At 71.2% G+C, this 23091-nt stretch carries 16 protein-coding genes; 14 read left to right on the top strand and 2 right to left on the bottom strand.

Annotation, left to right across the window (positions count from 1 at the left end; genetic code table 11):
* Positions 1–66 precede the first annotated feature (66 nt).
* The 5 genes from C503_RS0129590 to C503_RS0129570 are packed head-to-tail and all read left to right on the top strand — an operon-like array spanning position 67 to position 6698.
* Positions 67–1569 (top strand): CocE/NonD family hydrolase, encoded by a 1503-nt coding sequence (locus C503_RS0129590; protein ID WP_018685845.1) that lies wholly within the window; start codon positions 67–69, stop codon positions 1567–1569.
* Positions 1566–2507 (top strand): ABC transporter permease, encoded by a 942-nt coding sequence (locus C503_RS0129585; RefSeq protein ID WP_018685844.1) that lies wholly within the window; start codon positions 1566–1568, stop codon positions 2505–2507. Before C503_RS0129590 ends, C503_RS0129585 begins: the two co-directional genes overlap by 4 nt.
* On the top strand, positions 2504–4366 hold the full coding sequence (locus C503_RS0129580; RefSeq protein WP_018685843.1) for a dipeptide/oligopeptide/nickel ABC transporter permease/ATP-binding protein: 1863 nt from the start codon (positions 2504–2506) through the stop codon (positions 4364–4366). Before C503_RS0129585 ends, C503_RS0129580 begins: the two co-directional genes overlap by 4 nt.
* Positions 4363–5175 carry an ATP-binding cassette domain-containing protein gene (locus tag C503_RS0129575; protein ID WP_018685842.1) on the top strand — a complete coding sequence of 271 codons (813 nt, stop codon included), beginning with the start codon at positions 4363–4365 and terminating at the stop codon, positions 5173–5175. Before C503_RS0129580 ends, C503_RS0129575 begins: the two co-directional genes overlap by 4 nt.
* Entirely contained in the window at positions 5172–6698 is a 1527-nt protein-coding gene (locus C503_RS0129570; protein WP_018685841.1) for an ABC transporter substrate-binding protein, read from the top strand. The genes C503_RS0129575 and C503_RS0129570 overlap by 4 nt, the downstream gene beginning before the upstream one ends.
* Before the next feature lie 10 nt (positions 6699–6708).
* Here C503_RS0129570 and C503_RS46335 read toward each other — a convergent pair whose 3' ends face one another.
* Both C503_RS46335 and C503_RS0129560 read right to left on the bottom strand, forming a co-directional pair.
* On the bottom strand, positions 6709–8787 hold the full coding sequence (locus tag C503_RS46335) for an Hsp70 family protein (protein ID WP_051114963.1): 2079 nt from the start codon (positions 8785–8787) through the stop codon (positions 6709–6711).
* Positions 8788–8916: 129 nt separating this feature from the next.
* Complete coding sequence (locus C503_RS0129560) at positions 8917–9948, bottom strand: LLM class flavin-dependent oxidoreductase (protein ID WP_018685840.1); 1032 nt, start codon at positions 9946–9948, stop codon at positions 8917–8919.
* A 143-nt stretch (positions 9949–10091) separates the two neighbouring features.
* On the opposite strand from C503_RS0129560, the gene C503_RS0129555 reads away from it, so the two are divergent.
* The 9 genes from C503_RS0129555 to C503_RS41315 form a co-directional block, all read left to right on the top strand.
* The gene (locus tag C503_RS0129555) at positions 10092–10394 is read left to right on the top strand and encodes a putative quinol monooxygenase (RefSeq protein WP_018685839.1); all 303 of its coding nucleotides are present in this window, start codon (positions 10092–10094) and stop codon (positions 10392–10394) included.
* Positions 10395–10741: 347 nt separating this feature from the next.
* Positions 10742–11761, top strand: coding sequence for a FecCD family ABC transporter permease (locus C503_RS0129550; protein ID WP_156893609.1), 1020 nt, complete (start codon positions 10742–10744; stop codon positions 11759–11761).
* Entirely contained in the window at positions 11758–12795 is a 1038-nt protein-coding gene (locus C503_RS0129545; RefSeq protein WP_018685837.1) for a FecCD family ABC transporter permease, read from the top strand. The genes C503_RS0129550 and C503_RS0129545 overlap by 4 nt, the downstream gene beginning before the upstream one ends.
* Positions 12796–12875: 80 nt before the next feature.
* The gene (locus tag C503_RS0129540) at positions 12876–14522 is read left to right on the top strand and encodes an ABC transporter ATP-binding protein (protein ID WP_018685836.1); all 1647 of its coding nucleotides are present in this window, start codon (positions 12876–12878) and stop codon (positions 14520–14522) included.
* Positions 14515–16194 carry an ABC transporter ATP-binding protein gene (locus C503_RS0129535; RefSeq protein ID WP_018685835.1) on the top strand — a complete coding sequence of 560 codons (1680 nt, stop codon included), beginning with the start codon at positions 14515–14517 and terminating at the stop codon, positions 16192–16194. Before C503_RS0129540 ends, C503_RS0129535 begins: the two co-directional genes overlap by 8 nt.
* Positions 16194–17000, top strand: coding sequence for an alpha/beta fold hydrolase (locus C503_RS0129530; protein WP_018685834.1), 807 nt, complete (start codon positions 16194–16196; stop codon positions 16998–17000). Before C503_RS0129535 ends, C503_RS0129530 begins: the two co-directional genes overlap by 1 nt.
* A 96-nt stretch (positions 17001–17096) precedes the next feature.
* The gene (locus C503_RS0129525; protein ID WP_018685833.1) at positions 17097–17321 is read left to right on the top strand and encodes an MbtH family protein; all 225 of its coding nucleotides are present in this window, start codon (positions 17097–17099) and stop codon (positions 17319–17321) included.
* 2 nt (positions 17322–17323) lie between these two features.
* Positions 17324–18139, top strand: a complete 816-nt coding sequence (locus C503_RS41320; protein ID WP_018685832.1) for a siderophore-interacting protein — start codon at positions 17324–17326, stop codon at positions 18137–18139.
* A 107-nt stretch (positions 18140–18246) separates the two neighbouring features.
* A partial coding sequence (locus C503_RS41315) for a non-ribosomal peptide synthetase (RefSeq protein ID WP_018685831.1) occupies positions 18247–23091 on the top strand: 4845 nt, incomplete at its 3' end.

Genomic DNA, 23091 nt, shown 5'->3' with positions numbered 1-23091 from the left:
CTCAGGTCTCCACTTCCGGGCGCGTCTGCTCAGCAGCCCACACTTCACGACAGCGAGGTCCCCACCATGTCCGGATCCACCGCGCCGCCGGTGCTCCCGTCCCCGGAGCCGTTGACCGTCCCGATGGGCGACGGCGCCGTCCTGTCCGCCCTGCGCTACCCGGCGGGGACCGGACCGGCCCCGGTCGTCGTCCTGATCACCCCCTACCGCAAGGAGTCCATGCAGCACTTTCCGTTGCTGAACCTGATCCTGAGTACGGGCTGCCACGCGGTGGTCGCCGATGTGCGTGGGTTCGGCGGTTCCACCGGCCCCTACTACGGTGTGCTGTCCGAGCGTGAGATCACCGACGGCGTCGAACTGTTGGAGTGGATCGCGCAACAACCGTTCTGTGAGAACGGAACCGCGCTCGCGGGTGGGTCCTACTCCGGTATAAACCAGCTTCTCATCGCCGCGCGCCGCCCGAAGGGGCTGCGCTGTCTGGCACCGTGGATCGCGCCCACCGACACCTACCGCGACATGTGGAAGCGCGGCGGCATCCCGTCGCATACCGCGTGGGGCGCGCGGACACTCCTGTCGTCACAACACCGCGAGACCCGGCGCGAGGGTCTGCGGTACTTCTACCTCGGCCTGCTGGAGGAGGACCTCGACACCGCGCCCTTCCAGCAGGCCGATCTCAGCGCGATCGCCGCGCCCGCGCTGTTCCTCGGCGGCTGGACCGACTACTTCCTGCGCGGCTCCGTGCGCGGGTTCCAACAATGCGCCGCGCCGAAGCGGCTCGTGGTCGGCAACTGGAGCCACGAACCGTTCGTGCCGAAGGAACTCGGGGCGGAGCTGGCGGCCTGGTTCCGGCATTGGCTGTTCGGCGAGGGCCCGGATCCGACCCGTCCGGCGGCCAATGTGGCCCTGTCCCGGCTGGACTCCGACGAGTGGATCACGCTGCCGGGCCTGCCCGAACCCGAGTGGGCGCGGTGGTCACCGGTGCGTGAACCGGTGACCAGGCCGGTGTGCGTCGACCTCTCCTGCGCGCCGCCCGCCGGGCCGACCGACGTGTCCCTGATGGTCGACCTGTCCACCGACTCGGGCATGCGGCTGTGGGGCGAGTCGGTGACCTTCGACCTGCCGATCACCGAACCGACCCGGCTGCTGGGCCAGGTCGGGCTCACCCTGGTGTCCATAGTGGATAATCTCGTGTCCGGTGTCGACAACTGTGTCGACTTCGACCTGCACGCCCGTGTCTCGGTCGTCGACGTCGACGGGGCCGCGCGGCAGATCACCGAGGGGAGGCTGCGGGCCGCGCACCGGGCCCTCGACCTGGACCGCAGCACGGTGACCCCGGCCGGTGACGTCGCCATCCCCTGGCATCCGCACACCGCCGCCGACCCGGTACCCCCGGGCGAGCCGGTCACCCTGCACGTCGAGATCTACCCCGTGCACCTGCTCCTGCGACCGGGCGAGTCGCTGCGGCTGGGGCTCACCGCCGTGCGCGCCGACGAGTCGGCCGAGCCCGCGCGGATCACCCTGCTGCCCGACACCCTGGTTGTGCTGCCGGTCCTGGGAGCCCCCCGATGATCCGGCTGGTCGGCGGCAGGCTGCTGTGGTCGCTGCCGCTCCTGCTCGTCCTGTCCGCGCTCACCTTCGTCCTTGCCTGGCTCACCCCCGGCGACGCGGCGCGCACGATCCTGGGCACCAACACCGACCCGGTCGCGTATGCCCAGGTGCGCGCCCAGCTCGGCCTGGACCGGCCGCTGGTGGAGCAGTACTGGCACTGGCTGACCGGTCTGGTGCGCGGCGACCTGGGCACGTCGCTGTTCACCGCCCAACCGGTCACCGACATCGTCCAGGACCGCGTGGCGGTCACGCTGTCGCTGCTTGGGTTGTCCGCCTTGGTGATCGCGGTCATCGGTGCCGCCATCGGGCTGTTCGGGGCGGTGCGTGGCGGGTTCGTGGGCAGGGTGGTCGACGGGGTCTCGGTGCTGGGCATGAGCGTGCCCGCGCCGTGGCTGGGGTTGTTGTTGGTGGTCGTGTTCGCGGTGAACCTGGCGGTGTTCCCGGTGACCGGGTACGTGCCGTTCGGGGAGGCACCCGACCAGTGGGCACTGTCGCTGGTGTTGCCGGTCGTGTGTCTGTCCGTCGGAGGTATCGCTGTCATCGCCCGACAGGTCCGTGGCGCTATGGCGGACGTGCTGGGACGCCCGTACATCCGGGCTTTGCGCGCCAACGGGATGTCCACTCGGTCGGTGGTGTTCCGGCACGCGGCCAAGAACGCGGCACTACCGGTCGTCAACGTGTTCGGTGTGGTCCTGATCGGATTGCTGGGTGGATCCATCGTGGTGGAGCAGCTGTTCGCCCTGCCCGGTCTTGGACAGCTGACGGTAACCGCCACTGCCCAGCACGACCTACCGGTGCTGGAGGGCGTGGTGCTGTGCTTCACGGTCCTCGTGGTCGTGGTGAACCTGCTGACCGACCTGGTGTCCGGACGGCTCACCCCACGGACGGTGACCTCGTGAGGGTTCTGCGCGCGGTCGCGCGCCGCCCGCTCGGTGCGTTGTGCCTGGGTTGGTTGGTTCTGTTGGTGCTGGCTTGTGTGGCCGCCGATTGGTTGGCCCCCTACCCGCCGCTGGGCCAGGATCTCGCCGCCGTCTACAGCGGGCCGACCGGCGCGCACTGGTTGGGCACCGACCAGCTCGGGCGGGACGTGCTCAGCCGCGTCCTGCACGGCGGCCGCACCAGCCTGCTCGTGGTCGGGCTCGCGCTGGTCGTCCACACCGTGCTGGGCGTGCTGCTCGGACTGGTCGCGGGCTATCGGCGCGGCCTGCTCGACCGGGTCCTGAACCGGGTCAACGACCTGCTGTTGTCCGCGCCCGCCGTGGTGATCCTGCTGGTGGTGCTCGCCGTGTTCCCGCACGACGAGGCCGCCGCCATGGTCACCCTCGGCGTGTTGTCCTCGGCCGGGCTGGCCCGGGTCGTGCGGGCCTCGGCGATCCGGGTGCGGGACGAGCCGTTCGTGGCCGCCGCGACCGTCGCCGGGCTGGGTCCGGCGCGGGTGCTGGCGCGGCACGTGCTGCCCGCCGTGGCCGGGCCGGTGGTCTCGCTGGTGTCCCTGGTCGCGGGCTCGGCCCTGCTGGTGGAGGCGTCCCTGGGCTTCCTCGGCCTGGGCGTCCAGCCGCCGGAGCCGAGCTGGGGCGGGTTGATCCTGGACGCCTCGCAGGCCATCTACCGGCAGCCGTGGCTGCTGGTACCGACCGGCGGCGTGGTCGCCCTGACGGCCGTGGCGTGCGCGCTGCTCGGCGATGTCGTCCGGGCCGCGACCGACGATCGGGTCACCGGCGAGCAGCTGTCCTGGCGGCGGATGCGTACCCGCGTGGTCCCGGCAGCGCGTGAGCCGTCGGAACGTGACGCGGTGCTGTCGGTGCGTGGGCTGACTGTGCGGTTGGCCGATGGCACGGTCGTGGTCGACGGCGTCGGGTTCGACGTGGCGGCAGGGCAGGCGCTCGGGCTGGTGGGGGAGTCCGGGTGCGGTAAGACCATGGCCGTCTCCGGGGTGCTGCGGCTGCTACCACCGGGAGCGACCGTCAGCGCTACCGCCCTGTCCTTCGCCGGACAAGACCTGCTCGGGCTGAGCGAACGCGCGATGGGTGGTGTCCGAGGCAGTGGGATCGGATATATAGGCCAGGATCCGGTAGCCGGCCTGGACCCGTTGTTCACCGTCGGCGACCAGCTCGCGGAGACCGTCCGCAGACACACTCGCGCGAACCGCCGCATCACCCAGGCCCGGGTAGTGGAACTGCTGCGAGCAGTGCACCTGCCCGATCCGGCGGCGGTGATGGCGAAGTACCCGCATGAACTGTCCGGCGGCATGGCCCAACGGGTCTCGATCGCGCGTGCCCTGGCAGGTGAGCCCCGCCTGCTCATCGCCGACGAACCCACCACCGCGCTGGACGTGACCGTGCAGGCGGAGGTACTCGATCTCCTGCGGGAACTGCGCGACCGCACCGGCATGGCACTCGTCCTGGTCACCCACGACTGGGGCGTCGTCGCCGACACCTGCGACACGGCCGTGGTCATGTACGCGGGACAGGTCGTGGAGAGCACGGACGTGGAACAGGTCTTCGCCGCACCCCGCCACCCCTATACGGAAGCCCTGCTGGCGGCAAACCCCACTGCCGCCGAACCGAAAACCCGACTGCCGGTCCTACCGGGCGCGGTCCCCCCTCCCGGCCAGTGGCCCACCGGCTGCCGGTTCGCCCCCCGCTGCGCGTTCGCCACCGATGACTGCCCGAGCGGACCTGTCGAGTCCACTTCGGACGAAACTGGCGTCGTGTTCCGCTGCCTGCACCCCAGAAACCCAGTGGGAGCCCGCCGATGAGCCTGCTGGAGATCGAGAGGCTAGGGGTCCACTATCGCGACCACCAGGCGCTGATAGACGTATCGCTGCGGGTAATGCCGAACACGACCGTGGGCCTGGTAGGGGAGTCCGGCTCCGGTAAGACCACCCTGGGCAAGGCTGTGCTCGGACTGGTGCCGGTCAGTTCAGGGAGCGTGCGGCTTTCCGGGCAGGACATCACCCACCTGCGCGGTCGCGCCAGGCGGCAACTGAGCGCACAGATCCAGGTCGTCTTCCAGAACCCGTACCTGTCGTTCAACCCCGGCCGCACCATCGGACAGGCCGTGGCCGAGCCGCTCACCCGGGAACGGCCCGCCGACCTGGGGGAACGAGTCGGGGCCATGCTGGAGCGCGTCGGGCTCGACCGCTCCGCCGCCGACCGCTACCCGGCCCAGTTCTCCGGCGGACAGCTGCAACGCATCGCCATCGCCCGCGCGCTGATGCCCCGGCCGCGCCTGCTGATCTGCGACGAGGCGGTGAGCGCGTTGGACCTGTCGGTGCAGGCACACGTGCTCAACCTGCTCGCCGACCTGCAGGCCGAGCACGGCCTGTCGTACCTGTTCGTCACTCACGACCTGGCCGTCGTCCGGCACATCGCCGACGAGGTCGTCGTCCTGCGGCGCGGCCGGGTCGTCGAGTCCGGCCCGGTCGCCCAGGTCTGCGACACCCCGAACCACCCCTACACCCGCGCCCTGCTCGCGGCGGCCCCGGTGGCCGACCCGGCCGAGCAGGCCCGCCGTCGCGCGCTGCGGCGCGCCTCCCGTTCCGTCCAGGAAGGACTTGTCTCGTGAGAAGACTCGCGGTGGTGGCCATCGCGGCCGCCTTGGCCTGTGTCGTGCCCGCCTGTTCCCCGTCGTCGAAGGCGGCCGCCGACGACACGCTGGTGGTGGCGCTGCCCGCGCCGCCGGAGAGCCTGAACCCCGCCCTGAACGGTTCGGGCGGTCAGGGCATCGTCAACTGGCTCGGTTATGAACCGCTGATCCGCGCCAACTCCGATGGCAGCTTCGCACCCGCGCTGGCAACTGAGTGGGGATACGTCGGCACCGGCAATACCAGGTTCGAGATGACTATCCGGACCGGTGTGGTGTTCGCGGATGGCAGCCCGGTGGAGCCTGCGGACGTGGTGGCGACGCTCAAGTACTACCTGACCAGTCCCGGTCCGATGAAGCCGTTCCTGACCGGGATCACGAACGTGACGGCCGAGGGGCGGAAGGTCACGGTCAGCCTGTCCACGCCGAACCCGATCCTGCCGTATGTGTTCAGCCAGCTGGTGAACTGGGGCGACATCATCAGCCCGGCGGGCCGTTCGGCCCCGGACAAGCTCGCCGCCCAGACCTTCGGCGCCGGACCGTACACATTGGACACTGCGGGGACGGTGGCGGGCGACCACTACACGTTCGTGAAGAACCCGAGGTACTGGCAGCCGGAGCGGCAACGGTTCGCCAAGGTCGTGGTGCGGGTCATCCCGGACGCCAACTCGGCCACCCAGGCGCTGGTCAGCGGCCAGATCGACGTCGATCTCAACGCGACGGCGACCCTGGTGGCCCAGGCCAAGGGCGGCGGGGCGACCGTGCTGGAAGGCAACCCCGGGGTGCTCGCGCTGTATCTCATCGACCGGTCGGGTGAGGCCGCGCCCGCGATGGGTGATGTGCGGGTGCGGCAGGCGTTGAACCACGCGGTCGACCGACAGGCCATCGCGAACGCCCTGGGTGCGGGGTTCTCGCCCGCCGGGCAGATCGCGTCGGCGGGGACCGATGGTTACGACCCGGCGTTGGAGAACGTCTATCCGCACGATCCGGCGAAGGCGCGGCAGCTGCTGGCCGAGGCGGGGTATGCCAAGGGGTTCTCGTTCGAACTGGTGGACCTGTTGACGTTCGGGATGAACACGGCGTCGCAGGCGGTGTCGGCGCAGCTGGGAGAGGCGGGGGTGACTGCGAACATCCACACCGACGGCAATGACCTGAGCAAGTTCGTCGCGGACCTGACCTCGCGGAAGTTCGCGGGCGTGACGTTCCGGCTGACCACACCGCTCTACGCCAGCGCCCTGTTCAACATCACCGGCGGTGCCTCGCCGTTGAACCCGTTCCAGAGCAAGGATCCCGCCGTGGAGCAAGCGTTTGCCACCCTGGCCGCCGCACCGGCGGACCAGCAGGACGCGGCGGCGCGCGCGTTCAGCAAGGCTGTGGTGGACCGGGCCTGGTTCCTACCGGTGGCCACCGTGCAGAACTACGTGTTCGCCAAGGGCGTGGACGGGCTCGGAGCGTTCGCCCCCAACGGCGCCCTGGACGTTCTGGAGTGGCGACCGGCCAGGTGACTCAGGTGGCCTATAGGTCCGCGTCTTCCTTGAGCTTGCGCTGATGGGCCTGTTCGAGCTGGGAACTTCGCGCGAGCAGCATCAGGACGACGAACGAGAAAAGGAAGAGGACGGGGATGGCAGTGAGCACCAGCTCACCCTTGATGTTGTGCGTCGCCTCGAACGGGGCCGGGATGTCGATGTGGTCCCTTTGCAGGGACTCCGGGAGCAGCAGCGAAGTCTTGGTTTCCGCGTCGGCGTACACGTAGAGGGCTACGCCCACGAGAAGGAGGCTCATCGGGAGCATGGCCAGGTTCGTCGCCCACTTGACACCGCGTACGTACAGGACGCCGGAGGCCAGGAGGAGAATCCCGGCCAGCAGGTAGGGGATCCACAGCGTCGCGAGCGAGCAGCAGGCCGAGACGAAGATCAAGACGGCGCCCTCGGTCCTGGTGGGCAGGCGTCGTTGCCAGGCGTGGTGGTGGGCGGCGGCGGTCGCGGCCACGGCCGCCACCAGTCCCCAGTAGACGATCGACTCCCGGTGCGGGAAGTGCAGGGCGATCAGCCACAGGCCGCTCGCGACGGTGAGCAGCGATGGTGCCAGCCGGTGGTTTCGGATGAGGAGGGCGATGCCGGTGCTGCCCACGAGGCAGGCGGCGACGTAGAGCGCGATGCCGATGCCGACCCGGTCGGACGACGACCCGGCGAAGTCGGCGATGTCGTGCACGGAGAACCCGATGGCGACCAGCACCAGCACCGCCGCCGCGACCAGCCACTGGTGGTCGACCGTCTTCGGGGCCTCGGTGTCGCCGACCAGGGCAGGGGTTCCGGGTAACGCGGCCAGCTGGGGGAACAGATCCCCGTCCAGCGGGCCGGTCTGGGCGGATGTCGGGGCGGCGTGCGGGATCGTCCGGAACACCGGCCCGGTCGCCGATACCGGCTCCGGTTCGGGGGCCAGTGCGGCGGGCAGGACCGGCGCCATCGCGGCGGGTCCGGGTTCGGGCGTGGGTTCCGGGAGCGGGTCGCGGTCGGCGACGGCGAGGTGGTGGACGGCGAGGTGGTGGGCACCGAGGGCGACCGTGGTCTCCGGCTGGTCCAGGCTGATCGGCACCACGCCCAGCTCGGCCGCGATCACCTGGGCCACCAGCGGCACCCGGCTGGAGCCGCCGACCAGGAACACGCCCTTGATCCGCTGCGGGGACCGGCCCGCCGCGCGGATCGTGGCGGACAGGACGCCGACCGAGCGGCGGATCGGGTCGGCGATCAGGGACTCCAGCTCCCCACGCGTCACCATGATCTCGTCGAACGGCTCCGGCAGCGGGATCTCGGTGACCTGGTGCTGCGACAGCGCCTCCTTGGCCGCCGTCACCTCCTCCCGCAACGCCCGCTGCGCGCGGCGGTCCGCAGTGGTCTCCGGGTGGGCGATCCGCTGCCAGGCGGCCGGGTCGCGGCGGCCGAGCTGGGTGCCGATGTGGTCGAACAGGGCCTGGTCGATGTCCGCGCCGCCGAAGTCGGCCAGGCCGTCCTCGGCCAGCACCTGGAAACCGGTGGACGTCCGCTCGACCACGGCCACGTCGAACGTGCCCGAACCCAGGTCGTACACGGCCAGCGCGTCGCCGACGCCCAGCCCGGCCCGTTCGGCGGCGAAGTAGGCGGCGGCCGCGACCGGCTCCGGCACCAGCACGACCTCCGGCCAGCCTGCCCGGCGCGCGCTGTCGACGAGCACCGAGCGGCGGAACCGGCCCCAGCGCGCCGGGTGCGTGAGCCGGACAACGTCGATCGACGCGTCGCCGAGCTGCCTGCCGACCTCGCCCGCGACCCGCGCGTAGACGGCGGCGAACGCGTCCACCACGGTCACCTCGCGGTCGCCCAGCAGCAGCGTTCCGTCGTCCACGCGGCGCTTCGGCGTGCCCTCGAACCGGGCGGGATGGGTGCGGGCCCGGCGCACGGCCTCCCGGCCCACCACCAGACCGGACTCGGGTGCGGCGAACACCGCCGACGGCATGGTCACCGAGCCGTCGACCTCCACGACCCTGGGCCGCTCACCCGTGGCCGCGACCACCGCCACCGTGTTCGCCGAGCCAAGATCAACCGTCAACACTGTGCCCATTTTCTCCCGCCACCCGCCCCCTCATCCCCGCCCGGCATCGTCCCCGACCTGGCAACCGCCACACCGGCTCGACACCGGGAGCGTCGCGCAACGGACGTCAACCGCTACGACGGACTCGCGAAGTGTGGTCTAGCCGAACTCCTTGCGGACTTGGGGGAGGATTTCGGTGCCCAGGAGTTCGATGGCGGTCATGACCTTGTCGTGCGGGACGCCTGCCCAGTCCATCTGCATGGCGTAGCGGTCGGCGCCGACGAGCTTGCCCACGGTGATGATCCGGTCGGCGATCTCGTCCGGGCTGCCCGCGAAAATCGAGTTCGCGTCCTTGGTCCAGGCGTCGTACTCCGCGCGTGATGGCACTGTCCAGCCGCGAGCGCGCGCGCCGTACTTCATCGTCTCCAACCAGTACGGGTAGAAGTCCTCTTTGGCCGTCTGGGAATCCCGCCCGATCAGGCCGATCGCGCCCATCGTGACGTGCAACTCCTCGGGCGCGTGACCGCCTGCCTCGCCCGCGCGCCGGTAGAGATCGGTCAACGGCGCGAAGCGTTCGGGCTGTCCACCGATGACGGCGTAGACGACCGGGAGCCCGAGTAGGCCCGCGCGCACGGAGGACTGCGGGTTGCCGCCGGTGCCGATCGAGATCCGCAGGTGGTCCCGGTACGGGCGGGGCAGCACGTGCGCGTTCTCCAGCGGTGGACGGAAACGGCCCGACCAGGTGATCGGGTCCTCGCGGTCCAGGCGCAGCAGGAGGGCCAGCTTCTCCTCGAACAGGTCGTCGTAGTCCTCCAGGTTCGCCCCGAACAGCGGGAACGACTCGGTGAACGACCCGCGCCCGGCCAACAGCTCCGCGCGCCCCCGGCTGAGCTGGTCGAGCGTGGTGAACTGCTGGTAGAGGCGGACCGGGTCCTCGGTGCTCAACACCGTGACGGCGGTGCTGAGCGTGATCTGCGAGGTGACCGAGGCGGCGGCCGCCAGGACCGTGCCGGGGTTGGAGCTGGCGTAGTTGTCCAGGTGGTGCTCGCCAAGACCGTAGAAGGACAGCCCGACCTCGTCGGCCAGCCTGATCCGTTCCAGCGTGTTCGCCAACGCCTGTGCCACCGACAGCTGATCGCCGCTCGCCGGGTCCGGGTGCCGGTCCGCGAAGCTGTACACGCCGAGTTCCATGGTGCCTCCTGGGGAATCTGTCGACCGTCAACAAAACGGTCTTCGCCGGGATTCCCGCCGGAAATGATCAAACCGGTCACCCGCCCGACTCGCCCGTGACCCGATCACCGACAATCTGGGGGACCTGTCGAGAGGAGTCACCCATGCTGGCCCTGGTGGTGCGGTTCGAACTGCGGGACGACGCGGCGGCCGACGCCTTCGACGCACTGGTCGCCGAGACGGTCCCACGGGTCGTGGCCACCGAACCCGGCACGCTGGTCTACGCCGTGCACGAGGTCGAGAAGACCCCACTGGCCCGCGTGTTCTACGAGGTCTACGCAGACCGCGTGGCGTTCGATACACATGAGGAACAGGAACACACCCGGCGCTTCCTGCGCGAGCGAGAGCAGTACCTCACCGATGTACGAGTCGAGTTCCTGAGCGGCCCCACTGGCAAGGGCGTCTGAACAGGCCATCGCTGCTCACGGCAGCGCCTGTCTGCGGTCGGCCCGGGTCTGCGTCGGGTTATCCACAGGCAAGATCAGCTGCGCTCGCTCGGACCCTGTTTCCCCAGGTAGAATAGAAATTCGGGGGATCCCCTGCGGCTTATCCACAGTCGCGGAAACCATCCACAGCCGGGTCGAGCCGTCCGCGTGCCAGGGCCGTGTCGATGCCCCCGCAAGGCGCTGAACTGGGCCGACGAGCGCGCGACCGGCCGGAAGCGGAAGCCGTGTGTCCACTCTGGCCGGGGAGCCTGGCGGACCCACCCCCGCGTCGGGTTAAGGTGAGCCTAACTTAACCAACCAGGAGGGCCGTGCTCGTGGCGTTATCGACGCAGCCCCGTGTGCGCCGCCTGACCTGGCTGGTCCTGGCCCTCGCCGTCCTCGCCATCGTCTGCCTGCTCAGCATCGCCATCGGTTCCCGGTCCATCCCCCTCGACACCGCCTGGCGCGTCCTGACCGGCGCCCTCCCCGCCGGCGACGAGGCCACGATCATCTGGGACCGCCGCATCCCCCGGACCCTCATCGGCCTCATGGTCGGCGTGGCCCTGGGCGTCGCGGGTGCCCTGATGCAGTCGCTGACCCGCAACCCGCTGGCCGACCCGGCCCTTCTCGGCGTCGACATCGGTGCGTCGACGGCCGTTGTCGCGGCCATCGCGTTCTTCGGGATCACCGGTGTCGGCGGCTACATCTGGTTCGCGTTCCTCGGCGCCGCCGTCGCGTCCGTCGTCGTCTACGTGCTCGGGTCCACCGGCCGCGCGGTCACGCCGGAGCGCATGGTCCTGGCAGGCGCCGCGATCAGTGCCACGCTCGGTGCCTTCGTCGCCGCCACGCTCGTGCTCGATCCGGCCGCGTTCCAGCAGTTCCGGTTCTGGCAGATCGGCTCGCTCGACGGGCGTGATCTCGGTGTCGTGCTCTGGGTCCTGCCGTTCGTCCTCATCGGTCTGCTCGTCGCGGCCCTCCTGGCGAGTCCGCTCAACGCACTCGCGCTGGGTGACGAGACCGGGCGCGCGTTGGGTGTGAACCTCGGTCTTGTCCGCCTCGGCTGCGCGACAGCGATCACCCTTCTCTGCGGGGCGGCCACGGCTGCCGTGGGTCCGATCGCGTTCATCGGGTTGACCGTGCCGCACATGGCGCGCGCGCTCACCGGCCCCGACCAACGGTGGGTGCTCCCGTTCAGTGCCGTCCTGGCCCCGGTACTACTACTCGGTGCCGACGTCGTGGGGCGGGTGATCATCTCGCCGCGGGAGATGGAGGTCGGGATCATCACCGCGTTCGTGGGCGCGCCCGTGTTCATCGCGCTGTGCAGGCGGCGGAAGTTGGCTCACCTGTGACCAGGTCGGTGACCGGGACGCCCGTCCGCGCCGCCGGTGTCTCCTTCCGCGCCCACCCGCGCGGCGTGATCGTCGTGCTGGCGCTGCTGATCGCCGTCGCGGGCCTGGCCGTGCTGGCGTTGTTCACCGGCGACTTCCACCTGACCCTCGACCAGCTCGTCAACACCCTCAACGGCGAGGGCACCGGCGGTCAGGAGTACGTCGTCTACGACCTGCGCCTGCCCCGCCTGGCCGTCGCGATCCTGGTCGGTGCCGCGCTCGGCGTCAGCGGGGCGATCTTCCAGAGCCTGTCCCGCAACCCGTTGGGCAGCCCCGACCTGATCGGCTTCTCCAGCGGCTCGGCCACCGGCGCGATCCTCGTGCTGATCGTCTTCGGCGGCGGCGTCGCCCAGATCGCGCTCGGGTCGATCGTCGGCGGCATCGTCGCGGCCGTGCTCGTCTACGGGTTGGCCTACCGCACGGGTGTGCAGGGCTACCGGCTGATCCTGATCGGCATCGGCGTGACGGCCGTGCTCGGCTCGCTCAACACCTACATGCTCACCCGCGCCGGGCTGCGGCAGGCGCAGGCGGCGCAGGTGTGGCTGGTCGGCAGCCTCAACGGCCGCGGCTGGTCGGAGGTCGTGCCGATGGCGATCGCGTTGGGCGTGCTGCTGCCCGCGGCCGTCGTGCTTGGCCGGAAGCTGAACCTGCTGGAGATGGGCGACGAGACCGCCACCATGCTCGGCGTCCGGGTGGAGCCCGCCCGGTTGACGCTGGTCGTGGTGAGTGTCGCGTTGACCGCCGTGGCCACCGCCACCGCCGGGCCGATCACCTTCGTCGCGCTCGCCGCCCCACAGTTGGCCCGCAGGCTCGCGGGCTCGGCCGGTCCCGCACTACTACCCGCCGCGGCCATGGGGTCGGCGTTGTTGTTGGGCGGCGACGTGTTATCGCAACGGGTGTTCGGCCAGAACGCGCTGCCGGTGGGCGTCGCCACGGCCGCGCTCGGCGGTGTCTACCTCGCGTGGCTGCTGGCGTCCGAGTGGCGTCGGCGCTGAGCCGGTCACATTGACACTCGAACGGGCGACAAGTAAGGATTGCCTTACTTAAGTTCGGGTGGGATCGGGAGGGCTCCGGGGTGGATCTGCTGAGCGGCCTGCTGCGCCGCGAACGCCTGGTGCTCGGCGCCGGGCTGGCCGCCACCGTGGTCCAGCAGGCCGCGTTGCTCGCGCTGCCCTGGTGTGTCCAGCACGGACTCGACGAGGGCATCACGCCCGGCGACGCGGGCCGCACCGGGTTCTGGGCGGTCACCACCTGCCTGGTCGCCGCCGTCATGCTGGCCGCCGCGGTCGCGGGCAAGTGGTGGTCCAGCCTGGCCGCCAACCGGATCGCACACGCGCTGCGCGCCGACCTCGCCGCCCGCGCCGGGCTGCTCGACCGGGCCGCGATCGCCCCGTTCGGGCAGGGCGACCTGGCCATGCGGGTCACCCGGGACACCGAGATGATCACCGCCTGGGTGCAGGGGCTGACCCGCTGGGCCCGCGTCGCGGTGACGATCGCGCTGGTCCTGCCCGCCGTCGGCGCGCTCGACCCGCTGCTGCTGATCGTCCTGCTGGTCGCGATGCCGGTGTTGGGCCTGGTCAACGCGCAGTTCCCGCGCCGCTACCGCTCCGCGAACGAGCGGCTGTCGGCGGCGCACGGCGACCGCGCCGACGCCGTGGAGGACCTGCTGTCCGCGAGCGCCGCCGTGCGCGGCCTGGGCGGGGAGCGGGTGCTGGTGCGCAGGCACGACGAGGTCAGCGCCCGCGTCACCCGGCACACCCTGGGCGTCGCGCGGATCTCCGCCTGGTGGGTGTCCGCGCCGCCCGCGGTGCTGCGGCTGGCGGTCGCGGTCGGGCTCGCGGTCGGCGGCCTGGCCGCGATCGACGGCCGGATCACCGTGGGTGCGCTGGTGGCCTTCACCTCGTGGATGATCAACATGACGGTGGCCGTGACCGTCCTGGTGGACCTGCTGGTCAACCGCGGCCAGGCCCGGGTCGCGGCGGGCCGGGTCGCCGAGGTGCTGGCCGCGCGGCCGGTGGTCGCCGCGCCCGCGGACCCGCGCCCGCTGCCGGAGAGCGGGATGCTCGCCGCAGTGGGTGTTACCGCGGTCCGCGATGGTCGGACCGTGCTGGGACCGGTGGACGTGATCGCCGCGCCCGGTGAGCTGGTCGTCGTCACGGGACCCACCGGCTCCGGTAAGTCCGTCCTGGTGCGGTTGCTCTGCCGCCTGGACGATCCCGACCACGGAGAAGTCCACTTCGGCGGGATCGATCTCCGCATGGCAGACCCCACTGAGGTGTGGCGACGCATCGGCGTCGTGCCGCAACGTCCGGTAGTGCTGTCCGGCACGATCCGCGACAACATCACCCTCGACCGGGACGTGGACTTGGACCTGGTCCGTGAGGCCTGCCGCGTCGCCGCGCTCGACACCTTCGTGGAGTCCCTCCCGGACGGTTACGACACCGTCGTCGGTGAACGCGGCGAAACCCTCTCCGGCGGTCAGGTCCAACGGCTCGCGCTGGCCCGCGGACTCCTCGCCAAGCCCCCGGTCCTCGTCCTGGACGACGTCACCTCCGCCGTGGACGCCGACACCGAGGCGACGATCCTCGGCCGCCTGCGCGCCTGGTCGCCGGACACGGCCGTCGTGTTCGTCTCGCACCGGCCCGCGGTGGTCGCCGCCGCGGACCGCCTGATCCACCTGGCCGAACCGGCCACCCAGGACATGGAGACCATCCGTGGCTGAGGTCCGCGCGCTTTCGGAAGGCCCCGCCACGCACGGCGTGCTGCGCCGCTTCCGGCCGCACCTGCGCCCACACCGCCTGCGCATCGCCGCGGCTCTCGCCACCACCGCCGTCTCCACGGCCGCCGTCGTCGGGATCGCGCCGGTCATCGGGTCCGGCGTGGACGCGGTGCTGGGCAAGGACAAGAGCGGCCTGTGCACCGCCGTCATCGTCCTCATCGGACTAACCCTGGCCCGCCTTGTCCTCCTCGCCGCCGCCGAGCTCCAGCTCACGGCCGTGGGCGAGCGCGTCGTGAAACACCTGCGCGAACTGGTCGTCGATCGGCTCGCGGGCGCGCCGCTGCGGTTCCTGGAGGCGCACCGCACCGGCGACCTGCTGCGCCGCAGCACCGGCGAGGTGGCCGAGCTGGCCCAGTTCGTCCGCGCCAGCCTGCCCGACCTGCTCGGCGCGGTGATCTCGCTGAGCATGACCATCGTCGTGCTGCTGGCCTACTCCTGGCTGCTCACCCTGATCCTGCTCGTGCTCTTCGTCCCCGCCGTGGTCCTGGTCCTGCACTGGTTCGACAAGGACGCCGACGATGCGTTCGGCGACCAGGCCGCCGCGGAGGCCACCATGGCCGCGAGATTCACGGAGTTCGTCGCCGCGGGCGAGACCCTGCGGCTCGCGGGTGGGACCACCGCCCGGCTGGCCCGCTTCGGCCGTGCCAACGACGACGCCCGGCACGCGGCCAACCGGACGGTCGCGGTGCAGAACCGGCTCGAAGGCGTGACCCTGCTGGAGGGCCTGTCCACCGCGGCACTGCTCATGCTCGGCGTCTGGCTGGTCACCGCCGACCAGGTCAGCGTCGGCACGGTCGTCGTGTTCGTGCTGGCCACCCGTAACCTGTTCGAGGGCATGCTCAACCTCTCCGAGCTGCTCGCCGAGCTGCAGCTGGCCCGGGTCGGCCTCGCCCGCCTGCTCGACCTCCTCGCCGCCACCGAGAAACCCGCCGAACCGGCCGCGCGGGCCGTCCTGCCCGCCCGCGCCGAACTGTCCACTTCGGACCTCGGCTACGCCTACACGGCGGACGCCGACGTCCTGCACCGGATCTCCGTGTCGTTCGCCGAAGGTGACCGCGCGGGCCTGGTCGGCCAGACCGGATCCGGCAAGACCACTCTCGCCAAGCTGCTCAGCGGCCTCTACACGCCCGACCGCGGCGCCGTCCGCTACGGCGGCACCGACCTCGCCGACCTGGCCGATGCCGACCTGCGCGGCAGGCTCGTGCTGGTGCCGCAACAGGTCCACCTGGTCGAGGGCACCATCGCGGACAACCTCGCGCTGGCCCCCACCGACCCGACCCGCGCCGACATGGACGCCGCCGTGCGCGCGCTCGACCTGGACGACTGGGCCGCCGCGCTGCCCGACGGCCTGGACACCGCGGTCGGCAGGCGCGGCGACCGGCTCTCGGCGGGGGAGCGGCAGATCGTCGGCCTGGTGCGGGCGGCGCTGGTGGACCCGGCGGTGCTGATCCTGGACGAGGCCACCGCCGACATCGACCCGACGACCGCGGCCCGGCTGGAGCGCGCGCTGGACCGGCTGCACGCGGGCCGCACGCTGATCGTCATCGCGCACCGGGCGGCGACGATCGACCGGTTGCCCCGGGTCGTGCGGCTCGCCGAGGGAAGGGTGGTCTGATGCCGGTCGTCGAGCTGGGCGAGGTGTCGTTGTCCTACCACGACAAGGGAGCCGGTCACCCGGTCGTGATGCTCATGGGCATGGGCGGCTCCGGCCGGGTGTGGGAGCTGCACCAGCGGCCCGCGCTGCTCGCCGCCGGGTACCGGGTGGTCACCGTCGACAACCGGGGGATCCCGCCGACCTCGGACTGCGCCGACGGCATCACCGTGGCCGACATGGCCGCCGACGTCGTCGCCCTGGCCGGACACCTGGCCCTGGACCGGTTCTCCGTCGTCGGCACCTCGCTGGGCGGCCGGATCGCGATCGAGGTCGCCGCCGAACGCCCGGACCTGGTGGCCGCGTTGGTGGTCATGGCGACCCGCTCGCGGGCCGGGAAGCTGCACGAGGTGCTCGACGCGGGCGAACTGGAGTTCGCCGACGCGGGCGGCACCCTCCCGCCGCGCTACCACGCCGCGGTGACCGCGTTGCAGAACCTGTCCCCGCACACGCTCTTCGACGAGAACGCCGTCGGGGAATGGCTGGACATCCTGGAGTTCGCCACCCAGCCGCCCGGTCCGGGCGTGCGCGCCCAGATGGCCATCGGCGACGACCCCGATCTGCGGGCCGTGTGCGCCAGGGTCGCCGCGCGCTCGCTGGTGATCTCCTTCGCCGACGACCTGATCGCCCCGCCGCACCTGGTCCGGGAGCTGGCCGATTGGCTGCCCGGCGCCCGGTTCGCCGGGGTCGAGCGGACCGGCCACTTCGGATACCTGGAGCGCCCGGCCGCGGTCAACGACCTGCTCACCGGGTTTCTCGGCGAGTTGTGACCGACCCCGCACCCGGTCCGGCTGGCCCTTCTCCGGGCGTCCGAATTAGGTTAGCCTAACCAACAGTGCGACGCCCGACCCCGAGGAGCAGGACCGATGTCGACCAACCCCTTCGACGACGAGAACGGCACCTTCTACGCCCTCGTCAACGACGAAGGCCAGTACTCGCTGTGGCCGACCTTCGTCGAGGTGCCCGCGGGCTGGACGGTCGCGACCGGACCGGACACCCGCGCCGCCTGCCTCGCGCACGTCGAGGCCAACTGGACCGACATGCGCCCGCGCAGCCTCGCCGAGCGCATGGACCGCCAGGCGAGCGCCTGACCATGGGCACGCCCCGACTCGCCCGCCCCGCCCCGGCGGGCCGTGACTCGCTGCGGCCCTACCGGCTCACGGTGGCGCGCAAGCGGATCGTGACACCGCACCTGGCCCGGATCACCCTCACCGGCGCGGATCTCGCGCACTACACCGAGGTCGGTCCGGAACCGCGCTGCAAGGTGTTGCTGCCGCCCGCGCCCGGGGCCGAGGTGGTCGTGCCGGACACGGTCCCGTTCTGGGACGCGGTGCGCGCGCTGCCGGAGAGCCTGCGTCCGGTCGTGCGCACCTACACCGTCCGCGCGGCCCGGCCCGCGGACCGCGAGCTGGACATCGACTTCGTGCTGCACGGCGACAACGGCCCGGCCGCGCGCTGGGCCGCGGCCGCCCGGCCCGGCGACCCGGTGGGCGTCTACGGTTGCCTGAGCAGCTACGACCCGCCCGCCGACACCACCGGGCACCTGCTGGTCGGCGACGACACCTCGTTGCCCGCGATCGCGGGCATCACGGCCGCCCTGTCCGCCTCCGTGTCCGCGCGGGTGATCGTCGAGGTCGACGGCCCCGACGACGAACAGCCCCTGGAATCCGCCGCCGACCTCACCGTCACCTGGCTGCACCGCGCGGGTGCCGAGCCGGGTGACCCGGACCTGGTACTGGACGCGGTGCGCGCGCTGCCCGCGTTCGACCCGCGTACCTACGCCTGGGTCGCGGGCGAGTCGGCCATGGTGCAGGCCGTCCGGTCGACCCTGGTACTCGACCGAGACCTGACCAGACAGCGCGTCCACTTCAGCGGCTACTGGCGCCGCGGCAGCGCCGAGGACGACTGAACCCCGCCCCGGCGCGAGGAAACACCACCGTAGAACACGACCGGCAGGCCGATCGGCCCCCGGCGCGAGCCCGCACGTCCCCGGGGCTCCTGTGAAGGGTTGCGCACGTGCATCATCTCCCCCTGACGCCCGCCCAGCAGGCGCTGTGGTTCGCCCACCGGCTCGACGCGAGCGGCACGGCGTATCTCACCGCGGAGGCGGTGGAACTGCGCGGGGACGTGGACCTCGACACGTTCGTCCACGCACTGTCGCTTGTGGTCGCGGAGACGCCCGCGCTGGGGACGGTGTTCACTGCGGACGGTGCCGATGTGCGGCAGTCTCCCGGTGCGACAGAGGTACCGATACGGGTCATGGACCTGCGCGATTCGGACGATCCCATGGTCGCGGCGCGACAGTGGATCGACGCGGATCTCGCACAGCCGGTGGACCTGTCCGTCGGTCCACTTGCGGCGGAGGCGGTGTTCGTTCTCGGCTCGCGGCACTACCTGTGGTACCAGCGGGCGCACCACATCGTCCTTGACGGCTATGGGTTCTCGCTTGTCGCACGGCGACTGTCCGATGTCTACCGGGACCTGCGAGCCGGTGTGGACGTTCGACCGTGCCCGTTCGCGCGGTTGGCGGACTATGTGGCCGAGCAGGACGCCTACCGTTCATCCGATCGGTTCGCGGTGGACCGCTCGTGGTGGGCCGATCGTGTCGCGGATCTGCCCGACGTGGTCTCGTTGGCGCCGTCCTCCGGTGGGATTTCGGCCGGATTCCGCCGTGTGCGGGCGAGTCTGCCGGAGGTGCCGTCGTCGGATCCGTCGCTGGTGGCCGCTGCGGTGGGGCTGATGGTGCACCGGGTCGCGGGGGTCGACGAGGTGGTGCTGGGTCTGCCGATGATGGGACGGCTGGGCTCGGTGTCGGCACGGATCCCGACGACGGCGGTGAACGTGCTGCCGTTGCGAATCGCCGTGTCGCCGGGACAGTCCGTCGGTGAACTGCTGGCTGCGGTGCGCGCGGAGATCCGGGGGGTGAGTGCGCACCAGCGCTACCGGGGTGAGGATGTTCGTCGGGACGCGCATCTGCTGACCGGGCGGTTGGTGGGGCCGTGGGTGAACCTCAAGCCGTATCGGGAAGACCTGGACTTCGGTGGGCCCGAGGCGGTCGTGCACTACCTGTCGGCGGGGGCAGTGGAGGACCTGTCCTTCACGCTCTACGGCGGGCAGAACGGTGTGCCGCTGGAGATCGAGCTGGACGGTGATCCCGCGCGGTACTCGGAGGAGGAGCTCGCGGGGCACCTGCGGTCGTTCGTGACTGCGCTGACCGGGCTTCTCGCTGCCGCACCGGATACGCCGACCGGACGGTTGGGACTCGTTGACACTGTCCAGGCCGGTGTGGTCGGGACTGTGTCGACGACTCCCGCGCGCGGGTTGGTGGAACTGGTTGCCGAGCAGTGTGCTCGTACGCCGGATCGCGTGGCCGTGCAGGGAGTGACCTACCGCGAACTGGCGGAGCGCGTCGGCGGGCTGGCCGAGGTGTTACGAGAGAGAGGCGCCGGGCCGGAGACGGTTGTCGCGGTCGCCTTACCGCGCACGGTCGACCTTGTCGTGACGCTGTTGGCTGTCGCCGCGACCGGTGCCGCGTACCTGCCGCTCGATCCCGGCTTCCCCGCCGACCGCCTCGACTACATGCTCACCGACGCGCGGCCCGTGCTGCTGGTGACGGCACCGGGCGTGGTCAAGGTCGACGGTGTCCCGGTGCTGCACCTGGACGGTGTCGGCCGCGTGCCGCTGACGACCACGCCGGTCGATCCCGACCAGGCCGCGTACGTGCTGTACACCTCCGGGTCGACGGGCCGCCCGAAGGGCGTGGTCATCCCGTCCGGGGCGCTGGTGAACTTCCTGTTGGACATGGTCGACCGGTTCGCTCTCGCGCCGGACGACGTCCTGCTCGCGGTCACCACTGTCGGGTTCGACATCTCCGCCCTGGAGCTGTTCGTCCCACTGCTGTCCGGCGCGAGTGTGTGTCTCGTGGACGGTGACACCGCGCGCGACCCATCGTTGCTCGACACCGCGATCACCACCAGCGGCGCGACACACATGCAGGCCACACCATCACTCTGGCAGGCCCTGCTCGCCGCCCGCCCGGAGGCCGCTCGCGACCTACGCGCACTGGTCGGCGGCGAGGCACTGCCCACCGATCTCGCGGCCGATCTACTCGCGCGAACCCGTGGCGTCACGAACCTCTACGGCCCCACAGAGACCACCATCTGGTCTACCGCGCACGTCCTCACTGACGCGGACACACCTATCGGCCTCCCCATCGCCAACACGACCGTCTACGTACTCGACTCCGCCCTCCGCCCGGTTCCCGTGGGTACTGCCGGCGAGCTTTACATCGCGGGCGACGGCCTCGCGCGCGGCTACCACGCCCGACCGTCCCTCACCGCCGAACGCTTCACCGCGAACCCCTACGGCACGCCGGGTTCCCGCCTCTACCGCACCGGTGACCTCGCCCGCGTGCGCGTGGACGGGCTGCTGGAGGTACTGGGCCGGGTCGACCACCAGGTCAAGATCCGCGGCTTCCGCATCGAACTCGGCGAGATCGAGGCCGTCCTGGCCCGTCACGCGGATGTCGACCGCGCCGTCGTCATCGCCCACGGCACGTCACTGGCCGAGCAGCGCCTGGTGGCTTACGTCGTGCCTGCCATTCCCGACAACCTGACCGAGTGGGCACGCGCCGCACTACCGGACTACATGGTCCCGTCCGCTTTCGTCGCACTCGACCACATTCCGTCGACCCCCAACGGAAAGGTCGACCGCAATGCCCTCCCCGCCCCGGAACTCGTCGGCATGACCGGCGGCCGCGCCCCGCGCAACCCCCGCGAACGCGCCCTGTGCGACCTGGTCGGCGACGTCCTCGGCGCCCGAGCCCTCACCATCGATGACGACTTCTTCGCCCTGGGCGGGACCTCGCTGCTGGCCACCCGCCTCAGCGTGCGCGCCCGCGTCGAACTCGGCGTCGACCTGACGATCCGCACCATTTTCGACAACCCCACCGTCGCGGGCCTCGTCGACCACCTCACCGCCGCCGCCACGACCGACGGCCCTCGCGCGGGCGAGCGCCCCGCCCTGGTGCCACTGTCGTTCGCGCAACGGCGCCTGTGGTTCGTGCACGAACTCGACGGCCCGAACCCCACCTACAACATCCCGCTGGCCCTGACCTTCGACACCCCACCCGACACCGAGGCCCTCCGCCTGGCGGTGGCCGATGTCCTCGCCCGCCACGAAGTCCTGCGCACCACCGTGGCCACCGACCCCGACGGCTTCGCCTACCAGTCGATCCACCCGACCTCCACCTCGGACATCCCGACGTCGGTTGGGCCGGTCTTCGCGGTCGGTGGGTATGCGTCGGTGCCGGAAGCCGCACAGGCGCCGTTCGACCTGCGGGTGGATGCCCCGGTGCGGGTGCGGCTGCTCGGGAACGTGCTGGTCATCGTCCTGCACCACATCGCGGGCGACGAATGGTCCCTTGGCCCGCTCGTCTCGGACCTCGGCACCGCCTACACGGCCCGGCTGGCCGGTCGAGTCCCCGACTACGCGCCCCCCGCCCTGCAATACGCCGACTTCGCGGTGTGGCAGCGGGCTCTCCCGGAGACCGGTCTCGACTTCTGGACCGAGACCCTGCGCGGCCTGCCCGACGAGGTGACCGTCCCGACCGACCGCGCGCGTCCCAACCAGGCGACGCACCGGGGCACGACCGTGCCGCTCGAACTCCCGCCGGACCTGCACGCCACCGTCCGCGACATCGCCGCGTCGACCGGGACCAGCGTGTTCATGGTCCTGCACGCCGCCATCGCCGCCCTACTGTCCCGCACCGGCGCGGGCGACGACATCGTCCTCGGCACCCCCACCGCCGGTCGCGTCGACCCTGCCCTGGACCCGCTGGTCGGCTTCTTCGTCAACACCGTCCCGCTGCGCACCGACCTGTCCGGCACCCCGACGTTCCGCGAGCTGCTGTCCCGCGTGCGCGCCGCCGACCTCGCGGCCTTCGACCACCAGAACACGCCGTTCGACCGGCTGGTGGAAACCCTGGCACCGCGACGAACCGCCGCCCGGCACCCGCTGTTCCAGGTCCTCTTCGCCTACCACCCGGCCCTCCCCGTCCCGGACGGTTTCGCCGGGCTGACCGGCCGGGCCGAACTCGTGCACACCGACACGGCCAAGTTCGACCTGACCATCGACCTCGCCGAACGCCCCGACGGCAACGGCCTCACCGGCTTCGTCGAGTTCGCCACCGACCTCTACACCCGGCCGACGATCGACCGCCTCGCCACCCGACTGATCACCCTGCTGCGCGCCGCCACCGCCACCCCGGACACCCCGGTCGACCTCATCGACCTCCTGACCCCGGCCGAACGCCAGTCCGTCCTGTCCACCTGGCAAGGCCCCACGATCCCGCTGGCCCCGGCCACCGTCCCTTCCCTCTTCGCCACCCAGGCCGCAACGACTCCCGACGCGCTGGCCGTGGTGGTCGACGACGGCCCTTCCCTCACCTACGCCGAACTCGATTCCCGCGTCGCAACTCTCGCCGCAGAACTACACGCCCGTGGCGTCACCCCAGGCTCGATCGTCGGCGTCATGCTCGAACGCTCCGCCGCCCTCATCGTCTCCTTGCTCGCAATCCAACGTGCCGGCGCCGCCTATCTCCCTTTGGATCCCGAATACCCCGCCGACCGTCTGGCTTTCATGGTCTCCGACGCGGCCCCGGTCGTGATCATCTCCGCTCCCGGGTCCACTTGGCATGATCACCTTGTCCCGGTCGACCCGTACGGTGTCCCCAGTCATCCCGCGAATCCATCCACACCCCCCACCCCCTCCTCCGGCATGTCGCCCGGCGTGTCCCCCCTCGATCGGGGTGTTACCCCGAATCCATCCACACCCTCCTTCGCCCCCGACCGAATTTCGCCT

Source organism: Actinokineospora enzanensis DSM 44649 (assembly GCF_000374445.1).
In the GTDB taxonomy this organism is placed as follows: Bacteria; Actinomycetota; Actinomycetes; order Mycobacteriales; family Pseudonocardiaceae; genus Actinokineospora; species Actinokineospora enzanensis.
This window is presented reverse-complemented; position numbering and strand designations above follow the sequence as displayed.

Coding starts and splice junctions, on each gene's coding strand:
- C503_RS0129525 (WP_018685833.1), top strand. CDS start 17,097: ATGTCGACCAACCCCTTCGACGACGAGAACGGCACCTTCTACGCCCTC.
- C503_RS0129560 (WP_018685840.1), bottom strand. CDS start 9,948: ATGGAACTCGGCGTGTACAGCTTCGCGGACCGGCACCCGGACCCGGCG.
- C503_RS41320 (WP_018685832.1), top strand. CDS start 17,324: ATGGGCACGCCCCGACTCGCCCGCCCCGCCCCGGCGGGCCGTGACTCG.
- C503_RS0129590 (WP_018685845.1), top strand. CDS start 67: ATGTCCGGATCCACCGCGCCGCCGGTGCTCCCGTCCCCGGAGCCGTTG.
- C503_RS0129555 (WP_018685839.1), top strand. CDS start 10,092: ATGCTGGCCCTGGTGGTGCGGTTCGAACTGCGGGACGACGCGGCGGCC.
- C503_RS0129575 (WP_018685842.1), top strand. CDS start 4,363: ATGAGCCTGCTGGAGATCGAGAGGCTAGGGGTCCACTATCGCGACCAC.
- C503_RS0129530 (WP_018685834.1), top strand. CDS start 16,194: ATGCCGGTCGTCGAGCTGGGCGAGGTGTCGTTGTCCTACCACGACAAG.
- C503_RS0129585 (WP_018685844.1), top strand. CDS start 1,566: ATGATCCGGCTGGTCGGCGGCAGGCTGCTGTGGTCGCTGCCGCTCCTG.
- C503_RS46335 (WP_051114963.1), bottom strand. CDS start 8,787: ATGGGCACAGTGTTGACGGTTGATCTTGGCTCGGCGAACACGGTGGCG.